Source organism: Amycolatopsis sp. WQ 127309 (assembly GCF_023023025.1).
GTDB lineage: Bacteria > Actinomycetota > Actinomycetes > Mycobacteriales > Pseudonocardiaceae > Amycolatopsis.
In genome coordinates, this window is sequence record NZ_CP095481.1 from 561,197 (window position 1) to 580,036 (window position 18,840).

The following is an 18,840-nucleotide window of genomic DNA, read 5'->3' on the forward strand; positions in this document are numbered from 1 at the left end:
TTTCCTTACCATCTGTCCTTTATGGATTTCCGGAGGTGGAAAGGGAAAGTCAGCTCGGATGGTCGTTTCCGTAGAAGACCAGCCAGTACAACGACCACGCGGCGCCCGGTGGCGCGCGCCAGGCCCGGTCGGTGCCGAGCACCCGCGAACCGGCGGACGTCACGGCGTTTTCACCACCGTGCTGACCACCCGGGCTCGCCGACATCGCACCGCTCGTGCCGGACACGTCGGCGGGCAACCCGCCACCGCCGGATCCGGACATCGGAACCGCGGTGCCGGCGGTCTTCGCGACCGCCCGGGGAGAACCGCTGTGGACCACCGCGAAGACCCGCGCCTGCACCGGCGAGGCACTGGCACCCTCACGCGGCTGGGGCACGGCCGGTTGCCCGGTCACGACCGGGACCACCTGGTCCGTCCGAATCGGACGGACCGGCTGGGCGGCCACGGGCGCCGTGACGTGCAGTGCCGGCTCCGTCACCGGCGACAGCGACTGCAGCACCGGCTCCGTCGCCGGAGAAAGCGCGTGCAGCACCGGCTGGGTCACCGGCCGCAGGGCCGAGAGCACCGGGCTCGTCACCGGCTTCACCGCGTGGATCAGCGGCGCGACGACGGGCTCGAGCCCGCTCGTCACCGGCTTCAGCACCGGCGCGACCTGCGACGTCACGGCGTGCACCGTGTCCGTCACCGGCTTCAGCACCGGCGCCACCTGCGACGTCACCGTGTGCACGGTGCCCGTCACCGGCTTGAGCACCGGTTCCGCCTGCGTTGTCACCGCGTGCACGGTGCCCGTCACCGGCTTGAGGGCCGGTTCCACGGGCTCGAGCACGCCGTGCACGGTTTGCCCGGCTTGGTCGAGCAGGCCGGGCCGGTCGGGTGGCGGCGAACCTTCGGCAGCGTTCGCGGTGCCCGACACGAGCAGGGCCAGCACGGTGAACCCGAACAACGCGCCGGCCAAGATCAGCATCCGCAGCACGAACGGGTGCGGGGCCGGCGTTGTGTCCGTCAGGGAAGTATCCATCATCTCACCCCCTTTCGAGTGGCGACTTCACCGTCAGTCGTCTTTCGGGGCGAACGTCATCACCGGATTGGGGTAGATCCCAGTTATTTTCTTTTACCCGAAAGGGTTTCCTACCGCTGAGTAGCGGGTAGTGGGGCGGATTTCCGACCCATCCGCGGCGCCGACGGCCTCGAAAGCGCAATGTCCACGAAGGATCCGCCCCGCCGCCGGGAGGCCCGGCGAGCGGGTTTCGCCCGCCGTACGCGTGCGGGCGGGGAGGAGTTCGCCCGTGTTCGGCAAACGCTACGCCGCAGCCATGATCAACCGCAGTGCCGAGAACGACCAGGACCGCCGCCGCTTCCTCAAAGCGGCGGGCATGACCGGGCTCGGCGTCGTCGGCGCCGGGGCCCTCGGCGGTCTCACCGCCGGAACCGCGTCCGCGGCCACCGCCCGGCCCGCCGCCGCGGCCGCCGCACCGAGCGGCGTCAGCGACGCCGCCGTCCTCAACTTCGCCCTCAACCTCGAGTACCTCGAAGCCGAGTTCTACCTGCACGCCGTCACCGGCCGCGGCCTCGACGACGCCATGACCACCGGAACCGGCGCCCGCGGCGGTGTCACCGGCGGCCGGGCCGTCCGCTTCCAGACCAAGGCCGCGAAGCAGTACGCGCAGGAGATCGCCGGCGACGAGAAGGCCCACGTCCAGTTCCTGCGTTCCGCCCTCGGCTCCGCCGCCGTCAGCCGCCCCGCGATCGACCTGCGCTCCAGCTTCACCGCCGCCGCCCAGGCCGCCGGGCTCGTCAAGCCCGGCCAGGGCTTCGACGCGTTCTCCTGCGAGGAGAACTTCCTGCTCGCCGCGTTCCTCTTCGAAGACGTCGGCGTCACGGCCTACAAGGGCGCCGCGCCGCTGATCACCAACAAGACCTACCTCGAAGCCGCCGCCGGCATCCTCGCCGTCGAGGCGTACCACGCGGCGAACATCCGCAGCGCGCTCTACCAGCGCGGCGAGGGCAAGGCCACCGTCAAGCTCTCGGCCGCCCGCGACAGCCTCGACGGCCCCACCGACGACGACCAGGGCGTCATCGACAGCCACGGCAACGCCAACATCGTCCCCACCGACGCCAACGGCATCGCCTACAGCCGCTCACCCGGTCAGGTCCTCAACATCGTCTACCTGACGAACAAGGCCGCCAAGTCCGGCGGCTTCTTCCCCAAGGGCGTCAACGGCGAGGTCAACACCAGCGCCGCCAACTGATCTCCGACGCGGGTGCCGGGCGGTCCGGCACCCGCGTGAACACCTTTCACGGCTGCGGGCAAGAGGAGGCGACACACAAGCGGCAAAACTGGAGGACTCCCCCTTGCCCACCCTTCTCCCCCGCCGTGCGCGCCGGCTCGTGGTCGCCGTGCTGGCGACCGCCCTGGCCCTGCCCGGCGTACCGGCCACCGCCGCCACCCCACGGGAACCGGCGGCACCGCAGCTGACCTGGTCCGACTGCCAGGACGGCTTCCAGTGTTCGACGGCGCCGGTGCCGTTGGACTACGACCAGCCCACCGGCGCCCAGGTGCAGCTGGCGCTGATCAAGCTCCCGGCACCCGACCCGGCGAAGCGCATCGGGACGTTGTTCGTCAACTTCGGCGGCCCCGGCGCGTCCGGGCTGCAGCGGCTGCGCGAGCGCGGCAAGTGGCCGTGGCTGTTCTCCGACGAGCTGCGGTCCCGGTTCGACGTCGTGTCCTGGGACCCGCGGGGCATCGGCAACAGCACGGCCGTGCGGTGCTTCGACACCGAAGCCGGCCAGCAGGCGTTCTTCGGTTCGTTCCCGGAAATGCCCGGCGACCCGAGCGGCGAAGCGCCGTTCTACGCCGCCTCGAAGGACCTCGCCGACCGGTGCGGACGGCAGGCGGGGAGCATCCTCCAGCACGTCTCGACGGCGAACACCGCGCGGGACCTGGACCTGCTGCGCCGCGCCGTCGGTGACCCGAAGCTGACCTACCACGGGATCTCGTACGGGACGTTCCTCGGCGCCGTCTACGCCAACCTGTTCCCGGACCGGATCCGGGCCATGGTCTTCGACGGGTCGATGGACTTCGCAGGCAGCGCCACCGGCCACGACGGCACCGGGCCGACGGTCCCGCTCGACACCCGGCAGGACGTCCCGCGCGGCATCGCGGACACGTTCGACCAGTTCCTGAAGCAGTGCACCGCGGCCGGGCCGGACTGCGCGTTCTCCTCGGGTGACCCGAAGGCGAAGTGGACGGCGATCATGGCGCGGGCGAAGCAGGGCCCGATCACCGTCCCGGGGGCCGACGGCCCGGAAACCTGGACGTACTCCGGGATCATCAACACCGCGGGCGACCTTTCGGACCTCCGTGGCTGGCCGGACATCGCGGACCTGTTGCAGCGCCTGTACAACGCCAAGAACACGGTCGCGCGGCTGTCGGCGGCCACCGGTGAGCAGTACACCTCGAACCGCACCGAGGCGTTCAACGCGATCCAGTGCACCGACAGCGACGTCCCCACCGATCCGGCGATCTACAGCCGGTACGCCGCGTCGGAAGACCAGCGGGTGCCGTACTTCGGGCGGATCGGCGCGCTGGACATGATGAGCTGCGCTTACTGGAAGGCCAAGGACACCGACCGGTACACCGGGCCGTGGAACCGCTGGACGTCGGCGCCGATCCTGGTGGTCAACAACCGGTACGACCCGTCGACACCGCTGCACGGCGCGCAGGACGGCGCCGCGGAACTGGCGCGCGCCAAGGTGTTCGTGACCGACGGCTTCGGGCACTCGTCGATGTACGCGCCGAGCACGTGCACGGAGCAGGTCAAGCGGAACTACCTGATCGCCGGCACGTTCCCGGCGGCGGGCAAGACCTGCGGGCTGGACGCGAACCCGTTCGTCACGGGGTGAGTCCGTCGGCGGGCAGGCCGGTGTCGGCCTGCCCGCCTCCGTCCGTGCCTTGTCACCTGGCGCCGTAGCGGCCGGTGAAGATCCTGCTAATGTGGAACGTGTTCTAGTTCCGGCGGCAGGAGGACGATGGCCGAACCGCAGCTCAGGAGCGCGTACCCGGTGGTCCCCGGCGTCCCACCCGCGCGGGCCCTGCTCGGCTCGCGGATCCGGGACCTGATCGAGGCCGCCGTGTGCGTGCGCGACGACGAAGCCGACCTGGTCGCCGCGGCGGACCGGATCGAGGCCGTCACCGAAGCCCTGCGCGCCGCCGGCGGCGCGTCGCCGTTGCTGCTGGCCGCGCTCGAGGGTGGCGGGCACCTGAGCATCAACAACCCGGTCGAAGGGCCGGGAAACCCGCTGGCGCCACCGTTGTCGTGGGTGCACGTCGGGCCGGACTCGGTGCGGGCGGAGCTGCTCCTCGGCCCGGCGCACGAGGGACCACCCGGCCGGGTGCACGGCGGCTGGGTAGCGGCGGTCCTGGACCACGTACTGGGCCGCGCCACCGCGGCGGCGGGCTTCCCCGGCATGACGGCCTCCCTGACGGTCGACTACCACCAGGGCACGCCCTACGGTGTCCCGCTGACGGCGGAGGGCCGCTTCACCAGCCGCGACGGCCGCAAGCTCCACGCCACCGGCGAACTCCGAGCAGGCGAGGTGGTCTGCGCAACGGCAACGGCCCTGCTGGTCCAGTTCCGCCCCGGCCACCTCCCCACACCTCCCTAACCCGCCACGCCCCACCGTGTCGCCCCTCCAATCACACGAGTCGGCTCCCCATCACGCGAATCCCGCCTTCAGTCACACGAGTCCCGGCCCAGATCACACGAGTCCGGCCCGAATCACACGAGTCCCGGCCCGGATCACGCGAGTCCCGGCCCGAATCACGCGAGTCCCGACTCTGGTCACGCGAGTCCGACTTGGATCACGCGAGTCCCGGCCCAGATCACGCGAGTCCCGGCCTCCCGTGCCGCGAGCCGACCCTCCAAGGACGCAAGCCGACCCTCCAAGGACGCAAGCCGACCCTCCAAGTACGTGAGCCGACCCTCCAAGGACGCAAGCCGACTCTCCGAGTACGTGAGCCGACCCTCCGAGTACGTGAGCCGACCGTCCGAGTACGTGAGCCGACCCTCTCGGCACGCGACCTGGCCCCGGGCCCGGCTCCGAAGGCCCGGCGACCACCGGCCGCCTGCGCCAGCGCTTACGTGCCCGCGTCATCAGCTCACGCGGCAGCGACCGACCGACAGCTCACGGGCCGCGGTCCGGTAGTTCGATGACCACCGTGCGGCCTTCGTCGTCGTCGTTCGCGGGGGTTGGGGGCATCGGTTCGCCCGGGGGGCGGGCGTCGAGGATGTCCGTCGAGCGCACCAGCCTCAGCGGGGTGCCGGGGGCCGCGCGGAACGGTCTGACCCGGACCCACGTCGTGCACGTGTGCTCGTCGCGCAGGGTGGGGCCGGCGATCGTGCCGATGCGTTCCCGCGACGTTCGCAACCCGGGCATCGACGGCTCCCGGCGGCCGCGGTAGCGGACCTGCCAGCCCGGTGGGTACACGCCGGGTTCGGCATCCTCGGCCGTGGCCATCTCGTCACCCCGCTCGCTCGAACGTCGAAGGGCGCCGGGGGCTGGGGCGCGGCGTCCAGCCTAAGCCCGGGCGGGGCTCGGCGGGCTCGGCCAGGTGGGTGGTTCCATCCCGGGACAGTCCATTGAGGACGGACGTCACCCGGATGGTGGGCGCCGGGGTTCGATGCCGACGACGTCGGCGTCCGGCACCCAGACCGGTGGGCCGTCGCCCAGCGGGGCCAGCGGGATCGTTTCCAGGCCCGTGCGCGGATCCCGCACCGGCGACCCGAGCACCACCCCGGCCGACCAGCCGGGAACCCGCCGGTCCCGGTAGGTGAGGACCCAGCCCACCGGGTACTCGTCGTCCAACGCTTTTGCCGATTCCACCGCACAGCCCCGATTCGTCGACGAACTCTCGTCGCCGAGGTCCGGGGCGATGATCCAGCCTACGTGAGCGCCGCGGCACCGCGGCAGCTCCAGCCGGGTGGTTCCGCCGGTCGCTCGCACCCGCCGGTGATCAGGCCTTGCGGCGCGCCAGCACCAGGCCGGGGTCCAGCGCCCGTTCGGCGAGTGCGCGGGCGACGTCGCTCAGCCGGAGGTTGTTGCTGCGCGCGTAACCCCGCAACGCGGCGAAGGCGTCGTCCATGGTGAGCCCGCCGGTCACGGCGAGGACGCCCTTCGCCTGCTCGATGGTCACCCGGCTGTTCAACGCGGTCTGCAGCTGCTCGGACATCGTCTCCCCCTGCCGGACGGCCCGTTCCTGGAGGATGCCGATGGTCGCGGTGTCGGCCAGCCCCTGCGCCAGGTAGACGTCGTCGGCCCCGAGCTCGCCCGGCCGGGAGCCGAACAGGTTCAGCGCGCCGATGGTCTGCTTGCGCAGCCGCATCGGCAGGGCGTGCACCGAGGCGAACCCCTGGCGGCCGGCTTCGGCGGCGAACCGCGGCCAGCGGGCGGCCTGCGCGGCCACGTCGGCGACGAGCACCGGCGTCCGGCTCGCGAAGCACTCCACGCACGGGCCCTCGTCGCTGCTGAGCTGGAACAGTTCGAGCAGGCGGGCCTGCTCGGTCGACGACGCGAGCACCTGCAGGCTGCCGCGCTCGTCGACCAGCGTCAGGCCGGCCGCGGCGACGTCGAGCAGGTCCACGCACCGTCGCACCAGCGTGTGCAGCAGGTCGGCGACGTCGAAATCGTCGACGAGCGTGTCGGCCAGTGCGACGAACGTCCGGGTCACCTGTCGTTCACGGTCGGGCATGGCCGGCATCTCCTGGTTGCTCGTCGGATGTCTTCACAGTGGTGGTCCTCATCAGGGCTCCCGGTCCAGCCGGAGCCGGCCGGCCACGATGTCGGCGGCGACGTCGAGCAGCGGGCGGCCGTCGGCGAAGGCGTGCGCGCGCATCCGGGCCAGCGCCGCCTCGGCCGGCACGTCGAGCTGCGCGATCAGCATCCCGGTGGCCTGGTGGACCTCCCGGTGCCGCATCCCCGCGCCCTCCATCCACCGGCCGTCACCGTCGAGCCACCGGTCGCCGCCGAGCAGGCCGGACAGCGCCAGCGCGGCGATGTCGGCCACCTGCAGGGCCGTCGAGAGCTCGACGGCGGTGAGCGAGCCCGGGGTCGACCGGTAGGTGTCGAGGGTCGCCACGCGCACGACCCCGATCTGCAGCGGGAAGGTGAACAACGCCGCCACCGGGTGTTCGGCGGCCTGGGCGGCGAACACCGGCCAAGCCGGCGGGAGCCCGGCGGCGAGGTCGGGGTGGAGCACCGGCCCGCCTTGGGAAAACGCTTCGAAACACGGGCCTTCGCCGAGCGAGAACTGCATTTCGGCGAGCACGGAACTCACCTCGTCGCTCGTGTAGACGACTTCGCGGTGCCCGGCGCCGGCCATCACCGATACCGCGGCGCCGTCGACCGGGAGCAGCTCGACGCACGCCCGGCACACCCGGCCGACCGTGTCGACGCCGCTGCCCGCCCGGCCGTCCGCGAGCGCGGCCAGGACGCCGCTGCGCAAGGCGTCGAGTTCAGCCAACCACCACACGCCGGCACATGCGGGCCTCCTCCGGGTCGGTGTCCTGCACCGCCACACCGACTCGGAAAGGACTGGGTCCGGATCAGCTCCGCAATCGCGGCCGCACCGCACCCTACCCCGCTACGTGCGGGTACGCCGCCGACCGGTGCTGGAAGGCCAGGATCGCGGGGTTCACGATGACGCCGTCGCGGATCTCGACGGCGCGCCGCACGGTCTCGTGACCGTCCCATTCGGACGGTCCGCCGAGCACCGGCCGCAGCAGCGGCAGCAGCGCCTCGCTGATCTCCCAGGTGGCCGAGTTCCACAGGTAGGACGGGCTGTGGTCGACGGCGTAGTAGGTGATGCCGTCGCCGACCGTGAAGGCCGGCCGGGCGAACGTGGTGGGCTTCGCCCAGCTGAAGCCCATGCCCTCGTCGCAGGAGACGTCGACGATGAGGCTGCCCGGCGCGAACGCGGCGAGGTCTTCCTCGATGAGGAACGTCAGGGGCTCGGCGGTGTCCTGTAGCACGCAGTTGACGACGATGTCGTGCTCGGCGAGGAACCCGGCCAGCGGAACTCGGCCCCGCTCGGTCAGCGCGTGGCTGCGCCGGAGGTCACCCGGGTTGTTCTCGTCGTGCTCGAAGTGCACCATCGTGGCGGAGTGGATCGGCGAGCCGACCGCGGCGATCCCCCGGCCGGTGAGCACGTGCACGTCGTGCACCCCGTGCGCGTTGAGCGCGGTCACCGAACCCCGTGCCGTCGCGCCGAAACCGATCACGACCGCGTTCAGCCGGCGGCCGTAGTCCCCGGTCGCACCGGCCAGCTGCAGCGCGTGCAGCACCGAGCAGTAGCCGGCGAGCTCGTTGTTCTTGTGGAAGACGTGCAGCCCGAACGAGCCGTCGCGGTTCCAGTGGTTCATCGCCTCGAACGCGATCAGCGTCAGCCTGCTGTCGATCGCCAGCTGCGTGAGCCCGGTGTCCTGGACGCAGTGCGGCCAGCCCCACAGCACCTGGCCGGGGCGCAGCTCGGCGACGTCCTCCCGCAACGGCTTGGCGAGCAACAGGACGTCGCACTCGGCGACGAGCTGCTCGTGGGTGCGCAGGCCGCCGACGAGGCCGGCCAGCTGTTCGTCCGCGACGCCGAAGTTCTCGCCGTAGCCGTGTTCGAGGAAGATGCGTTCGCGCAGATCGGCATCGATCCGCTCGAAGTGGCGGGGGTGGATGGGAAGCCGGCGTTCGTTCTCTTTCCGTGAACGGGAGACGACGCCGAGGGTGAGCTGGTCCACGAGGGCCCCTTCGGTAGACCCCAGTCTTAACACACAGTGCGTGTAGTGTCTGTGGTGACCGAGAGCATTTCGCGCGCGGGCGCTCGAGCCCGCGCCGTCCTCGGGCGCGTACCGGTCGCGATCGGCGGCCGGGGACGGGAGTCCCGGCATGACGTCGGCCCCCAGCACTGTCACCACCCCCGCGGCGGAGGAGCACGCCCTCCGGCTTCGGTTGAAGCCGAAGGGACCCACGACGGGCTACGTCGACGGCGCGTGGTGGCCACGCTCGGCCGACCTGGTCGGCGAGCTGCCGGAGCTGTTCGCCGTACTGGCCGTCCGGCTGGGCCGGATCGAGCGCGTCACCTTCCACCTCGGCGATTTCGCCGACCCGCCAAGGCGAATCGAGTACGACGGCGAGCGGGTCCGGCTGGAGGGGTTCCGCTCGCAGCGAGCCGGCACGCTCACCGTGATCGGCGCGTCGGACCGCCACCGCGTGACCCTGCTGACCGTTCCCCCGGACGCGAACCCGGAAGCCGCGCACGACGTGCAGATGGCGGCGGCGCACCGCGACGGCACCGACACCGTCGACACGCTGCTGGACCGTCTAAAGTAGACGCCCCGGGAGCGCGAGGCGGAAGATCTTGCGGACCACCGAGCCCAGCTGCCGGGACAGCGATCCCGTGTTGTACGGCAGGTCGTGCCGCTCGCAGATCTCCCGCACCTCGGCGGCGATCCGCGGGTAGCGGTGGCTGGGCAGGTCCGGGAACAGGTGGTGCTCGATCTGGTGGCTGAGGTTGCCCGAGAGCACGTGGAACAGCGGGCTGCCGGTGATGTTCGCCGACCCGAGCATCTGACGCAGGTACCACTGGCCGCGGCTCTCGTTCGCGCTCTCCTCCTCGGCGAAAACCTCGGCACCGTCGGGGAAGTGGCCGCAGAAGATGATCGAGAACGCCCAGAGGTTGCGGAGCACGTTGGCCGTGACGTTCGCCGTCAGGGTCAGCGGCGCGAGCGGCCCGGTGAGCAGCGGGTAGACGACGTAGTCGCGCCCGGCCTGGCGCGCCGTCTTGTGCAGCATCGGCTTCAGCAGCGGGAGGACGTCACGCCAGCCTCGGCGCCCCTGCACGATCCGGTCGACTTCGAGGTCGTGCAGCATGATCCCGTACTCGAAGAACACCGCCTGCGCCACTGCTCGCCCGGGCACACCATGTCCCACTCGAAGGTCCGCGAGTTCAGCGCCGGGTCCTTCATCCAGTTGTACTGGCCGTGCATGACGTTGTGGCCGATCTCCATGTTGTCGAGGATCTTCGACAGCGTCAGCGCCGCGACCTCGCCGGCCCAGGCGGGCGGGAACCAGCCGGCGAACAACAGCACCCGGCCGGCGATCTCGCAGAACCGTTGCACGGCAACGACGTTGTGGATGTAGTCGGCGTCTTCCGCGCCGAGCTCACCGGCGACGCGGGTGCGCAGCTTGTCCAGCTCCGTGCCGATCTGCTCGATCTCGACGGGGTCGAGCTCCCGGTGCGTGGTGGTCATCGGCGGATCTCCTCGGGCCGTTCGGCTGCGGTCACCTGGGTCCGGGGCGCGCCCCCAGCGTAGGCGCGCGCACCGCGCCCGCGCTCGGCCAGGCGGGTGGTCCCGGATCGTTTCCACACGCGCGTAACGTGCGGCGGCCGTTGCGCCGCCGACGGTTCCGGCCGGCCTGGTCAGTCCGGGACGGCGGCGCTCACCAAGGCGGCCGCGACGCCGCGGGCGGCCGATTCCGCGCTCGGGTCGCGGTCCATCCACGCGCTGATCCCGGCGCCGTCGTAGAGCAGCACCAGCTGTCGCGCGAGCAGCTTCGGGTCCGTCGCGTGCGCCTGCTGGGCGAGGTCGAAGAACAGGTCGTGCAGCCAGGTGCGGTAGTCGGCGGCGGTCTCCTCGACCACGCCGCCCGGCGCGGCGTCGGCGCTCGCGCTGACGAACGCGCAGCCCCGGAAGCCCGGCTCGGTGAACGACAGCCCCTGCACTTCGAAGGCGCCGACGAGGCGCTCTTTCGGTGTGACGTAACGGGTTTCGAGCTCGCGGGCCATCCGGTCGGCCGTGGCGGCGTGCCGCGCCTCCAGGTACGCGCGGACGAGGCCGTCCTTGCTGCCGAACGCGCTGTAGAGCGTCGCCTTGGCGACGCCGGCGTGCTCGATGACCCGGTCGATCCCGACGGACTGGACGCCCTCGGCGTAGAACAGCTCGTCGGCGGCGGCCAGCAGCCGCGCTCGCGCGGCCGCGCTGCGTTCCCGGGGTGACGGCGCCTTATCGGACATGCGCACACCATAGCAGACAGGTCGGTCTGTCTGGGCTGAGGCGAGCGTCACCCTTGACGCATCCAGACCGGTCTGTCTAGGTTGATTCTTGCCAGACAGACCGGTCTGGATGACAACTCCGGAAGGTGCCGATCATGTCCGTACAACCTGCTACCGCCCTGGTCACCGGCGCGACGTCCGGGATCGGCAAAGCGGTGGCGAAGAAGCTGGCCGCCGACGGGCTGACCGTCATCGCGGTCGGCCGCAACGCTCGCCGCGGCGCCGAGACCGTCGAGGAGATCACCGCCGCGGGTGGTCAGGCCCGGTTCGTCGAGGCCGACCTCGAAGACCCGGCCGCCATCGAGCGGCTCGCGGCCGGCGTCGGCGAGATCGACGTCCTGGTCAACAACGCCGGCCAGTCGGTCTGGGCGCCGACCGAGGACCTGAAGCTCGCCGACTACGACGCGATGTTCGCCGGCAACGTCCGCGCGCCGTTCCTGCTGGTGGCCGCGTTCGCCCCGGCGATGGCGGCCCGGGGGTCGGGCAGCGTGATCTCGCTGGGCAGCATGGCGGGCAGCGTCGGCCTGGTGAACGGCGCCGCGTACGGCGCGACCAAGGCGGCGCTCGCCGCCCTGACCCGCGGCTGGGCCGCCGAGTACAGCGGCCGGGGCGTCCGCTTCAACACCGTCGCGCCGGGCCCGGTGTACACCCGCCCGGAGGCCCGCGACCTGTTCGACGCGCTCGCCGGGACGACCGCGATGAAGCGGGCCGCCGACCCGGCGGAGATCGCCGAGGTGGTGGCGTTCCTGGCGTCCCCGAAGGCGAGTTACGTCACGGGCGCGACCATCGCCGCCGACGGCGGCCGCACCGCCATCTGAAGACAGGAGCACGAACCATGGACTACGCACCCAGCCCCAGTGAGCGCGTCCGCGAGCAGGTCGAGCGGTACGAAGCCACCGGTGGCCGCGAGGGCGGGACGCTCGAAGGCCGGCCCGTCGTCATCCTCACCACCACCGGTGCCAAGACCGGCAAGGTCCGCAAGACCCCGCTGATCCGGATCGAGCACGACGGTGTCTACGCCGTGGTCGCGTCCGCCGGGGGTGCGCCCGAGCACCCCGCCTGGTACCGGAACATCCTCGCCGATCCGCTCGTGCGCGTGCAGGACCACGACGACGTCCGCGCCGTCCGCGCGCGCGAAGTGCACGGTGATGAGAAAGACCGCTGGTGGCGGATCGCGGAGACCTTCTGGCCGCACTTCCCCGAGTACCGGGCGAAAGCGGCCGGCCGCGAGATTCCCATCGTCGTCCTGGAACGACGGTGATCAGCAGATCGCGACGGCCAGGGTCGTGTCGCTCTGGCCGTAGTAGGCGAGCCACCGGCCCCGGAAGTGCACCAGGCCTTCGACGAACGTGACGTTCGAGACCATCCCGTGGGTGTCCTCGAAGCTCGTCGGGCGCAGCCACGGTTCGCTCGTGCGCGCGACGACCGTCGCCGGATCCGCTTCGGCCACCGCGATCTGGCCGCAGCGGTAGTGGACCTCCGCCGGCGACGACGCGGTCGCGCCGTTGGTCAGGAACACCAGCAGGCCGTCGGCCGTGCGGACCGGTGGGGCTCCGATCTCGACCAGGGTCGCGTCCCACTCGCCGGGGGTCGGCGTGTGCATCGGGTGCTCGTCGCCGGCCACCGGCGTCCAGTGCAGCAGGTCCGCCGACGTCGCCGCGTGGATCGTGCCCTCGCCGAACCACATCCAGTAGCGGCCGCCGAGCTTCTCCGGGTGGATGACGCCGGCCTTGCTCCACGGCTTGTCCGGCCCGTAAGGCAAGGTCCGCCAGGTGTTGAAGCCCGGGAACAGCGGGCCGTGCTTCGTCCAGGTACGCAGATCGGCCGACGTCGCCAGGCACAGCTGGGCCCGCGCGCCGTCGAAACCGCTGTACGTCAGGTAGTACGTCTCGCCGACCCGCGTGATCCGGGGGTCTTCGCACCCGGCCCGCTCGTAGTCGTGCTCAGGAACGAGGACCGGGTCGTCTTCGCGGTCGAACCGGACGCCGTCCTCGCTCCAGGCGAGGCCGATGCGGGAGACGCGGTCGGCCGCGTGCGCGCGGTAGAGCAGCGCGACGCGGTCGCCGACGACGATCGCGGCCGGGTTGTAGAGGTTCGCCGACTCCCAGCCGGCACCGCGCGGGCGCAGGATCGGGTTGGCCGGGCTCGGTTCGAACGGCCCGAGCGGGAACGTCGCGGTCACCGGTCGAGCAGCGCTTCGGCGATCAGCGCCTGGGTGATCTTCTGCAACGGCGGCGCCGCGTACGACAGCAGCTGGATCATCCCGACGTAGAGCAGGTCGTGCTCGGGATCGACCCAGAACCAGGTGCCCGCGGCGCCGTCCCACTGGTAGGTGCCGCGCCCGACCGGGGCGCCGGCCAGGGCCGGGTCGTGGAACACCGCGCCGTCGTAGCCGTAACCGAACCCGGGCCGCAGGTCCATGTGCCCGGCGTGGAAACCCTTCTCCAGCAAGGATTCCGGCAGCTGGTTGGACATCTGCGCGGCGAGAGCTTCTTCGCTGACGATCCGGCGGCCGTGCCACTCGCCGCGGTTCAGCAGCAGCTGGGCGAACTTCGCGTAGTCGCCGATCGTGGAGACCAGGCCCATGCCGCCCATCGCCGCCGCGGGCGGGGTGGCGGAGTCGCGGTAGAGCGGGTTCCGGATCGGCAGCAGCCGGACCGGGCCGCCGGTGAAGTGCAGCGCCGCCCGCCGCCGCCGTTTCTCCGGCGGGGTGTGGAACGCGGTGTCGGTCATGCCCAGCGGCTCGAAGATGTGCTCGCGGAAGAAGTCCGGCAGCGACTGGCCGCTGAGCCGCTCGATGATCGCGCCCTGCAGGTCCATCGACAGGCTGTAGCGCCAGCTCGTCCCCGGCTGGTAGGCCAGCGGGAGCCGGCTCACGCGCGCCACGAAGTCGTCGAGGCTCGTGGCCCGGAACGGCCGTTCGGCGCGGTAGAGCCGGGTCATCGGATCGCCCTTGTCCCAGCCGTAGGCGAACCCCGCGGTGTGCGTCAGCAGCTCGAGCACGGTCGGCGGGTGCACCGGGTCGGCGAGCAGCGGGCGGCCGCGGTCGTCGAACCCGGTGGCGACGCGCAGGTCCTCGAGCTCGGGCAGGTGCTCGGCGATCGCGTCGGCCGGCTTCCAGAGCCCGCGGTCGGCGAGGATGGACATGGCCAGGCCGGTGACGGGTTTCGTCATGGAGAAGATCCGGAAGATCGTGTCGGTTCGCAGCGGCCTGCGCGGGAACCGGCGGTCGCGGCCCAGCACCGTGGTGCGCACGACCTCGCCGTGGCGCGCCACCAGTGTGACGGCGCCGGCGATCACGCCGTCGTCGATCTGCCGCTGCACGGCGGCGTCGACGCGGTCCAGTCCGGCCGGCGAGAGGCCGGCGTCTTCGGGGGTCACGCGTCCATCCTCGACGGCGCGAGCCCGCCCAGCCACTTCAGGGACGGCTTGGGCGTGCGCGCGAACGTCGTGCGGTCGACGGCGACCAGGCCGAACGTCGGACCCCAGTGGCCCCACTCCCAGTTGTCCAGCAGGCTCCAGTGGAAGTATCCGCGGACGTCGGCGCCGTCGGCCATCGCCTCGCGCAACGACTCCAGCGCGCCGGTCGTGTAGGCGACGCGCCGGTCGTCGTCCGCCGTCGCGACGCCGTTTTCGGTGACGATGATCGGGACGTCGCGGGCCACGCGCGCCACCCGCCGCACCGCTCCGCCCAACGCGCCGGGCGTGTACTCCCAGCCGGTCTGCGTGCGTTCGGCCGCCGGGTCTTCGGCCACCGTGCCGTCCGCGCGCAGCCGGCCGCCGGTGTAGGTCTGGACGCCGACGAAGTCGTCGCCCGCGCTCGCCCGCAGGAAGACCTGGTCGCGGGGCTCGGCGTAGGCCTCCAGCGCCGCCTCGGCACCGGGTTCGGCCTGGTAGTCCTGGACCGAGACGCCCCAGCCCACGAGCACACCCGGGTGGTTCGCCCGCAGTCGGTCCACAGTGGACCGGTGGACCGCGATCATCGCGTCCGTCGTCGCCGCGTCCGGCTCGGGCAGGCCGCGGGCCAGCTCCCCGGCGGCCGTCAGTTTCGGGAAGATGGCGACGATGTTGGGTTCGTTGATGGTCTCCACGCGTTCGACGCCGGCGCCGAGGACGGGCGCGAGCGCGTCGACGTACCGCAGGAACCGGTCCGCGGCATCGGGTCGCAGCCAGCCGCCGGCCGCGGAGAACCACAGCGGCAGCGTGAAGTGGTGCAGCGTCGCGAGGGGCCGCAGCCCGCGTTCGCGCGCGCCTTCGGCGATCCGGCGGTAGTGCGCGACGGCGGCGTGCGAGAGGTGGCCGTCGGCCGGTTCGACGCGGGACCACTCGATGCCGAAGCGGTAGTCGGTGAACCCCGCGCCTGCGGCGAGGTCCAGGTCCTCGGGCCAGCGGTGGTAGCTGTCGACGGCGTCGCCGCAGCGCTCGGCGACCGGCGAGTCCGGCCGGTTCTCGCGGTACCACCAGTCGCTGGCGACGTTGCCGCCCTCGGTCTGGTGGGCGCCGGTCGCGACACCCCAGAGGAAACCGGGCGGGAAGGTCATCGCACACTCCTGATGCCGAGGACGACGGCGGCCGCGGCCACCGCCAGGACGAGGGCGACCACGAAGATCGCCAGGTAACCGGCCGCGCCGGCGAGCAGGCCGCCGGCGATCGGCGCGACGACGCCGGGCAGCGTCGAGCCGATGCTCAGCACGCCGAGGTCGCGCGCGGCCGTGCCGGGATCGGGCAGCACCGCGACCATCAGGGCCTGGTCGACCGCCAGGTACGCGCCCAGCGTCAGCCCGACGATCCCGAAGAACACCAGCTCGGTGCCCAGCCCCGGCGCGACGAGCAGCGGGACCAGGCCGAGCGCCAGCAGCACCGGCGCCCCGCCGACCACCGGTTTCAGCCGGCCGAGCCGGTCGGCCATGACCCCCGCGACGATCACCGAGACGGCCGAGAGCACGCCCACCAGCAGCGTCGCCAGGCCGACGACCCGGCCGGCTTCGGCGGTGGACAGGCCCAGGTAGTCGGTGAGCAGGTAGAGCTGGAACGTCGTGATCATCAGGATCGCCAGGATGAACAGGAACCGCCCGGTGAAGGCGAGCCAGAAGTCGCGCGACGCCGGGAGCGCCAGGTCGCGCCGGGCGACCCGCCGGGGCTCGTCCCGGTTGTCGCGCCCGGGCACGGCGAGCGCGAGGACGACCGCGACCAGCACCAGCAGCCACGGGACGGCGATCAGCCCGCGCGCCGGCGTCGTCACCAGCGCGCCCGCCACGACCCCGCCGGCGGTCTGCCCGAGCAGGAAGCCGAAGCCGGCGAACGCCGACGCCCGGCCGACCGAGCCGGCCGGCACGTGGTCGGGGATCAGCGCAGACAACGCGGCCACCCACGTCCCGACGCCGAGCCGAGCAGCCACGGCGACCGGCGGCCCAGCCGGCTGCGCGTCCGGTCCGAGAGGAGCCCGCCGAGCACGGTGCCGGCGGCACTCGTCACCGCGCCGGCCACGGCGTAGGCGGTGAAGACGCCGACCTTGTGCGCGGGGGTGACGCCGGCCAGCAGGGCCGCGAGCAGGGTGCCGCTCGCCGCGCCCGGGGCGGCCCAGGCCAGCTGGCCGAGCAGCAGCAACGGCCCGAGACGGCCGAGCCGCACGGTGCTCGCGTCGATCATCGTCGATCTCTCCACGGCGAGGACGCTACACGAAAACCCAGCGATGCTGTGTTTTCAATTTCCCGGTACCGTCGGCCCATGCCCGAACCGACACGTCGCGGCCCGTACGCCAAGGGGATCGCCCGGCGGCAGCAGATCCTCCGCGAGGCGCTGGCCGCCTACGCCGAGAGCGACAGCACCGGGCCGTCGCTGCGGGCCATCGCGAAGCGGACCGGGCTGAGCGAACGCGGGCTGCTGCACTACTTCCCGGCCCGCGACGAGCTGTTCGTGGCGATCCTCGCCGAGCGCGACGCGGCCGACCGCGCGAGCTTCGACCCGGACGGCCCCCTCGACGACCTCGCCGCCGTGACCGCGCACACCGCCAAGACGCCCGGCCTCGTCCGGCTCTTCCTCGAGATGACCGCGGCCGCGCCCGACCCCGAGCACGCGGCCCACGGGTTCTTCACGCGCCGCTACCGCGAGCTGCGCGAGATCCTCGCCCGCAAGTTCCGCGGATCACCACGGCCCGAGACGCCACCGGTCGACGCGGACTTCGCCGCGCGGGTGCTGATCGCGGCGTCCGACGGCCTGCAGGCGCAGTGGTTGCTCGACCCGTCGATCGACCTCGAGGACGACCTCGACCGCCTCGCCCGGCTTCTCCAGGCGGCCCGGTGAGCACCCCGCCGCCGGGCTTCGTGGTGCTGGAGTCGTCGCCGTTCTCGGGGCTGGTGGGACCGCTGCACGTCAACGACGACGGCGTGCTCGGGGTCCACGTCCGCGACGAGCACCGCAACACGCTCGGCACGGCCCACGGCGGCTTCCTGATGACGCTGGCCGACATCGCCGCCGGCCGCACCGCGCGCCACGCGATCGGCGAGGGCGCGGTGGTGCGCACGGTCAGCTCGACGGTCGACTTCCTCTCGGCGGCCGCGGTCGGCAGCTGGCTGGAAGTGGCGACGACGGTGGACCGCGTCGGCCGCCGCGCGGTCTTCACGTCGTGCCGGGTGACGTCGGCGGGAACGACCGTCGCGCGGGCGAGTTTCGTCCTGCTCCGCGGCTGACGCTTCAGAGGCTCGTCGGCCGGGGCCGGCACGAGCCGCCGTCAGAGCCAGTCGCGGCGGCGGAAAATACCGAACAGCAACGCCGACAACAGCACGATCGCCAGCGTCGACATCCAGAAACCGAGCGAGCTCCCGCTGCCCGGATACGGCACGTTCTGGCCGAAGAAGCCGGTCACCGCGGTCGGGACGGCGATCACCGCGGCCCAGCCCGTCACCTTCTTCATGATCAGGTTGAGCCGGTTGGACTGCAGGTTCAGCTGCGTCTCGCGAATCGTGGAAACCAGTTCTCGCAACGACTCCGTCCATTCCGACGCGCGCAGCACGTGGTCGTAGACGTCCTGGAAGTACGGCGCGGTCGCCTCGTCGAAGAACGGCTGGTCGCGGCGCATCAGCGCGTTCACGACCTCCCGCATCGGCAGCACCACCCGGCGCAGCGCGGTCAGGCTCTTGCGCAGCCGGAACGAGCGCCGCTGCAGCTCGGCCTGGTCGGGACGGTCGTCGAAGACCAGGTCCTCCAGGCGCTCGATCTCGTCGTCGAGGGCCTGCACGGCTTCGAAGTGCCCGTCGACGACGTAGTCGAGCAGCCCGTGCAGCAGGTACGCCACGCCCGAGCCGGCCAGGTCCTTCTCGGCGTCCCAGCGCGCGACGACGGCGGCCATGTCGAACCGGTCGTCCTTGCGGACGGTCACCAGGGCGCGCGGCATCACGAACGCGGCCAGCTCGGATGTCCGCACCTGGCCGTTCTCCTGGTCGAACTCGGCCGAATAGGCGGTCAGGAACGCGTGCCGGTCGTAGCGGTCCAGCTTGGGGCGCTGGTGCTCGTGGACGGCGTCCTCCACGGCCAGGCGGTGCAGCCCGAACTCCTCCGTCAGCGCGGCGAGGTCCGCTTCCGTCGGCTCGCACAGGTCGACCCACACGGTCGTGTCCTCGTCGGCGAGGAAATCCGACACCTGCTCGACCGGGAAACCCTCCTCCTTCAGTTCGCCGCCGCGATACGCCCTGGTCATCGTCATTTCCCCGGATTACCCCGGTACCGCACCGGTCACACCGATC

The 18,840-nt window shown here is 72.0% G+C and carries 21 protein-coding genes and 1 pseudogene; 8 read left to right on the forward strand and 14 right to left on the reverse strand.

Going from position 1 to position 18,840, the window contains the following annotated elements:
* Nucleotides 1-49: 49 nt before the first annotated feature.
* A complete protein-coding gene (locus tag MUY22_RS01990; protein WP_247056382.1) occupies nt 50-1,021 on the reverse strand; it encodes a hypothetical protein in 972 nt (323 codons plus the stop codon).
* A gap of 265 nt (nt 1,022-1,286) precedes the next feature.
* Between MUY22_RS01990 and MUY22_RS01995 the strand changes: the two genes are divergently transcribed.
* The 3 genes from MUY22_RS01995 to MUY22_RS02005 all read left to right on the forward strand — a co-directional run bounded on the left by MUY22_RS01995 (nt 1,287) and on the right by MUY22_RS02005 (nt 4,665).
* Nucleotides 1,287-2,249: a ferritin-like domain-containing protein gene (locus MUY22_RS01995; protein ID WP_247056385.1), complete on the forward strand. Its 963-nt coding sequence runs from the start codon at nt 1,287-1,289 to the stop codon at nt 2,247-2,249.
* 163 nt (nt 2,250-2,412) lie between these two features.
* Entirely contained in the window at nt 2,413-3,903 is a 1,491-nt protein-coding gene (locus MUY22_RS02000) for an alpha/beta fold hydrolase (protein ID WP_371827646.1), read from the forward strand.
* Between the two features lie 126 nt (nt 3,904-4,029).
* A complete protein-coding gene (locus MUY22_RS02005) occupies nt 4,030-4,665 on the forward strand; it encodes a PaaI family thioesterase (RefSeq protein ID WP_247056389.1) in 636 nt (211 codons plus the stop codon).
* Between the two features lie 519 nt (nt 4,666-5,184).
* Here MUY22_RS02005 and MUY22_RS02010 read toward each other — a convergent pair.
* From MUY22_RS02010 to MUY22_RS02030, 5 genes are all read right to left on the reverse strand, one after another.
* Entirely contained in the window at nt 5,185-5,517 is a 333-nt protein-coding gene (locus tag MUY22_RS02010; RefSeq protein WP_247056391.1) for a hypothetical protein, read from the reverse strand.
* A gap of 135 nt (nt 5,518-5,652) precedes the next feature.
* On the reverse strand, nt 5,653-5,883 hold the full coding sequence (locus MUY22_RS02015) for a hypothetical protein (RefSeq protein ID WP_247056394.1): 231 nt from the start codon (nt 5,881-5,883) through the stop codon (nt 5,653-5,655).
* Between the two features lie 130 nt (nt 5,884-6,013).
* Entirely contained in the window at nt 6,014-6,748 is a 735-nt protein-coding gene (locus tag MUY22_RS02020; protein ID WP_247056396.1) for a GAF and ANTAR domain-containing protein, read from the reverse strand.
* A 51-nt stretch (nt 6,749-6,799) separates the two neighbouring features.
* Nucleotides 6,800-7,519: a GAF and ANTAR domain-containing protein gene (locus MUY22_RS02025; RefSeq protein ID WP_247056399.1), complete on the reverse strand. Its 720-nt coding sequence runs from the start codon at nt 7,517-7,519 to the stop codon at nt 6,800-6,802.
* Nucleotides 7,520-7,631: 112 nt separating this feature from the next.
* A complete protein-coding gene (locus tag MUY22_RS02030) occupies nt 7,632-8,783 on the reverse strand; it encodes a N(5)-(carboxyethyl)ornithine synthase (protein ID WP_247056401.1) in 1,152 nt (383 codons plus the stop codon).
* 148 nt (nt 8,784-8,931) lie between these two features.
* Here MUY22_RS02030 and MUY22_RS02035 point away from each other — a divergent pair, with 148 nt between their 5' ends.
* On the forward strand, nt 8,932-9,375 hold the full coding sequence (locus tag MUY22_RS02035; RefSeq protein WP_247056403.1) for a DUF5994 family protein: 444 nt from the start codon (nt 8,932-8,934) through the stop codon (nt 9,373-9,375).
* Here the strand turns inward: MUY22_RS02035 and MUY22_RS02040 are convergent.
* Nucleotides 9,367-10,295, reverse strand: a pseudogene (locus tag MUY22_RS02040) (fatty acid desaturase). The gene MUY22_RS02035 and the pseudogene MUY22_RS02040 sit on opposite strands and share 9 nt — an antisense overlap.
* 170 nt (nt 10,296-10,465) lie before the next feature.
* Nucleotides 10,466-11,059 (reverse strand): TetR/AcrR family transcriptional regulator, encoded by a 594-nt coding sequence (locus MUY22_RS02045; protein ID WP_247056405.1) that lies wholly within the window; start codon nt 11,057-11,059, stop codon nt 10,466-10,468.
* Nucleotides 11,060-11,193: 134 nt separating this feature from the next.
* On the opposite strand from MUY22_RS02045, the gene MUY22_RS02050 reads away from it, so the two are divergent.
* The gene (locus MUY22_RS02050) at nt 11,194-11,916 is read left to right on the forward strand and encodes an SDR family NAD(P)-dependent oxidoreductase (RefSeq protein ID WP_247056407.1); all 723 of its coding nucleotides are present in this window, start codon (nt 11,194-11,196) and stop codon (nt 11,914-11,916) included.
* Nucleotides 11,917-11,933: 17 nt separating this feature from the next.
* Nucleotides 11,934-12,359: a nitroreductase family deazaflavin-dependent oxidoreductase gene (locus MUY22_RS02055; RefSeq protein ID WP_247056409.1), complete on the forward strand. Its 426-nt coding sequence runs from the start codon at nt 11,934-11,936 to the stop codon at nt 12,357-12,359.
* Here MUY22_RS02055 and MUY22_RS02060 read toward each other — a convergent pair whose 3' ends face one another.
* From MUY22_RS02060 to MUY22_RS02080, 5 genes are read right to left on the reverse strand one after another with little or no spacing between them, the layout of a single operon-like run.
* Entirely contained in the window at nt 12,360-13,280 is a 921-nt protein-coding gene (locus MUY22_RS02060; RefSeq protein WP_247056411.1) for a glycoside hydrolase family 130 protein, read from the reverse strand.
* Nucleotides 13,277-14,479 (reverse strand): serine hydrolase, encoded by a 1,203-nt coding sequence (locus tag MUY22_RS02065; protein WP_247056413.1) that lies wholly within the window; start codon nt 14,477-14,479, stop codon nt 13,277-13,279. Before MUY22_RS02065 ends, MUY22_RS02060 begins: the two co-directional genes overlap by 4 nt.
* The gene (locus tag MUY22_RS02070) at nt 14,476-15,639 is read right to left on the reverse strand and encodes a glycoside hydrolase family 1 protein (RefSeq protein WP_247056415.1); all 1,164 of its coding nucleotides are present in this window, start codon (nt 15,637-15,639) and stop codon (nt 14,476-14,478) included. The genes MUY22_RS02065 and MUY22_RS02070 overlap by 4 nt, the downstream gene beginning before the upstream one ends.
* Nucleotides 15,636-16,457 (reverse strand): MFS transporter, encoded by an 822-nt coding sequence (locus tag MUY22_RS02075; RefSeq protein WP_247056417.1) that lies wholly within the window; start codon nt 16,455-16,457, stop codon nt 15,636-15,638. Before MUY22_RS02075 ends, MUY22_RS02070 begins: the two co-directional genes overlap by 4 nt.
* Nucleotides 16,445-16,762, reverse strand: a complete 318-nt coding sequence (locus MUY22_RS02080) for a hypothetical protein (protein ID WP_247056419.1) — start codon at nt 16,760-16,762, stop codon at nt 16,445-16,447. Before MUY22_RS02080 ends, MUY22_RS02075 begins: the two co-directional genes overlap by 13 nt.
* A gap of 63 nt (nt 16,763-16,825) precedes the next feature.
* On the opposite strand from MUY22_RS02080, the gene MUY22_RS02085 reads away from it, so the two are divergent.
* Together MUY22_RS02085 and MUY22_RS02090 are read left to right on the forward strand one after the other, a co-directional pair.
* Nucleotides 16,826-17,401 (forward strand): TetR/AcrR family transcriptional regulator, encoded by a 576-nt coding sequence (locus MUY22_RS02085; protein WP_247056421.1) that lies wholly within the window; start codon nt 16,826-16,828, stop codon nt 17,399-17,401.
* The gene (locus MUY22_RS02090) at nt 17,398-17,787 is read left to right on the forward strand and encodes a PaaI family thioesterase (protein WP_247056423.1); all 390 of its coding nucleotides are present in this window, start codon (nt 17,398-17,400) and stop codon (nt 17,785-17,787) included. Before MUY22_RS02085 ends, MUY22_RS02090 begins: the two co-directional genes overlap by 4 nt.
* A gap of 41 nt (nt 17,788-17,828) precedes the next feature.
* Here the strand turns inward: MUY22_RS02090 and MUY22_RS02095 are convergent, their stop codons facing one another.
* Nucleotides 17,829-18,800, reverse strand: coding sequence for a magnesium transporter CorA family protein (locus MUY22_RS02095; RefSeq protein ID WP_247056425.1), 972 nt, complete (start codon nt 18,798-18,800; stop codon nt 17,829-17,831).
* Nucleotides 18,801-18,840 lie beyond the last annotated feature (40 nt).

Coding starts and splice junctions, on each gene's coding strand:
- MUY22_RS02010 (WP_247056391.1), bottom strand. CDS start 5,517: ATGGCCACGGCCGAGGATGCCGAACCCGGCGTGTACCCACCGGGCTGG.
- MUY22_RS02095 (WP_247056425.1), bottom strand. CDS start 18,800: ATGACGATGACCAGGGCGTATCGCGGCGGCGAACTGAAGGAGGAGGGT.
- MUY22_RS02050 (WP_247056407.1), top strand. CDS start 11,194: ATGTCCGTACAACCTGCTACCGCCCTGGTCACCGGCGCGACGTCCGGG.
- MUY22_RS01990 (WP_247056382.1), bottom strand. CDS start 1,021: ATGATGGATACTTCCCTGACGGACACAACGCCGGCCCCGCACCCGTTC.
- MUY22_RS02045 (WP_247056405.1), bottom strand. CDS start 11,059: ATGTCCGATAAGGCGCCGTCACCCCGGGAACGCAGCGCGGCCGCGCGA.
- MUY22_RS02020 (WP_247056396.1), bottom strand. CDS start 6,748: ATGCCCGACCGTGAACGACAGGTGACCCGGACGTTCGTCGCACTGGCC.
- MUY22_RS02035 (WP_247056403.1), top strand. CDS start 8,932: ATGACGTCGGCCCCCAGCACTGTCACCACCCCCGCGGCGGAGGAGCAC.
- MUY22_RS02070 (WP_247056415.1), bottom strand. CDS start 15,639: ATGACCTTCCCGCCCGGTTTCCTCTGGGGTGTCGCGACCGGCGCCCAC.
- MUY22_RS02055 (WP_247056409.1), top strand. CDS start 11,934: ATGGACTACGCACCCAGCCCCAGTGAGCGCGTCCGCGAGCAGGTCGAG.
- MUY22_RS02005 (WP_247056389.1), top strand. CDS start 4,030: ATGGCCGAACCGCAGCTCAGGAGCGCGTACCCGGTGGTCCCCGGCGTC.
- MUY22_RS02085 (WP_247056421.1), top strand. CDS start 16,826: ATGCCCGAACCGACACGTCGCGGCCCGTACGCCAAGGGGATCGCCCGG.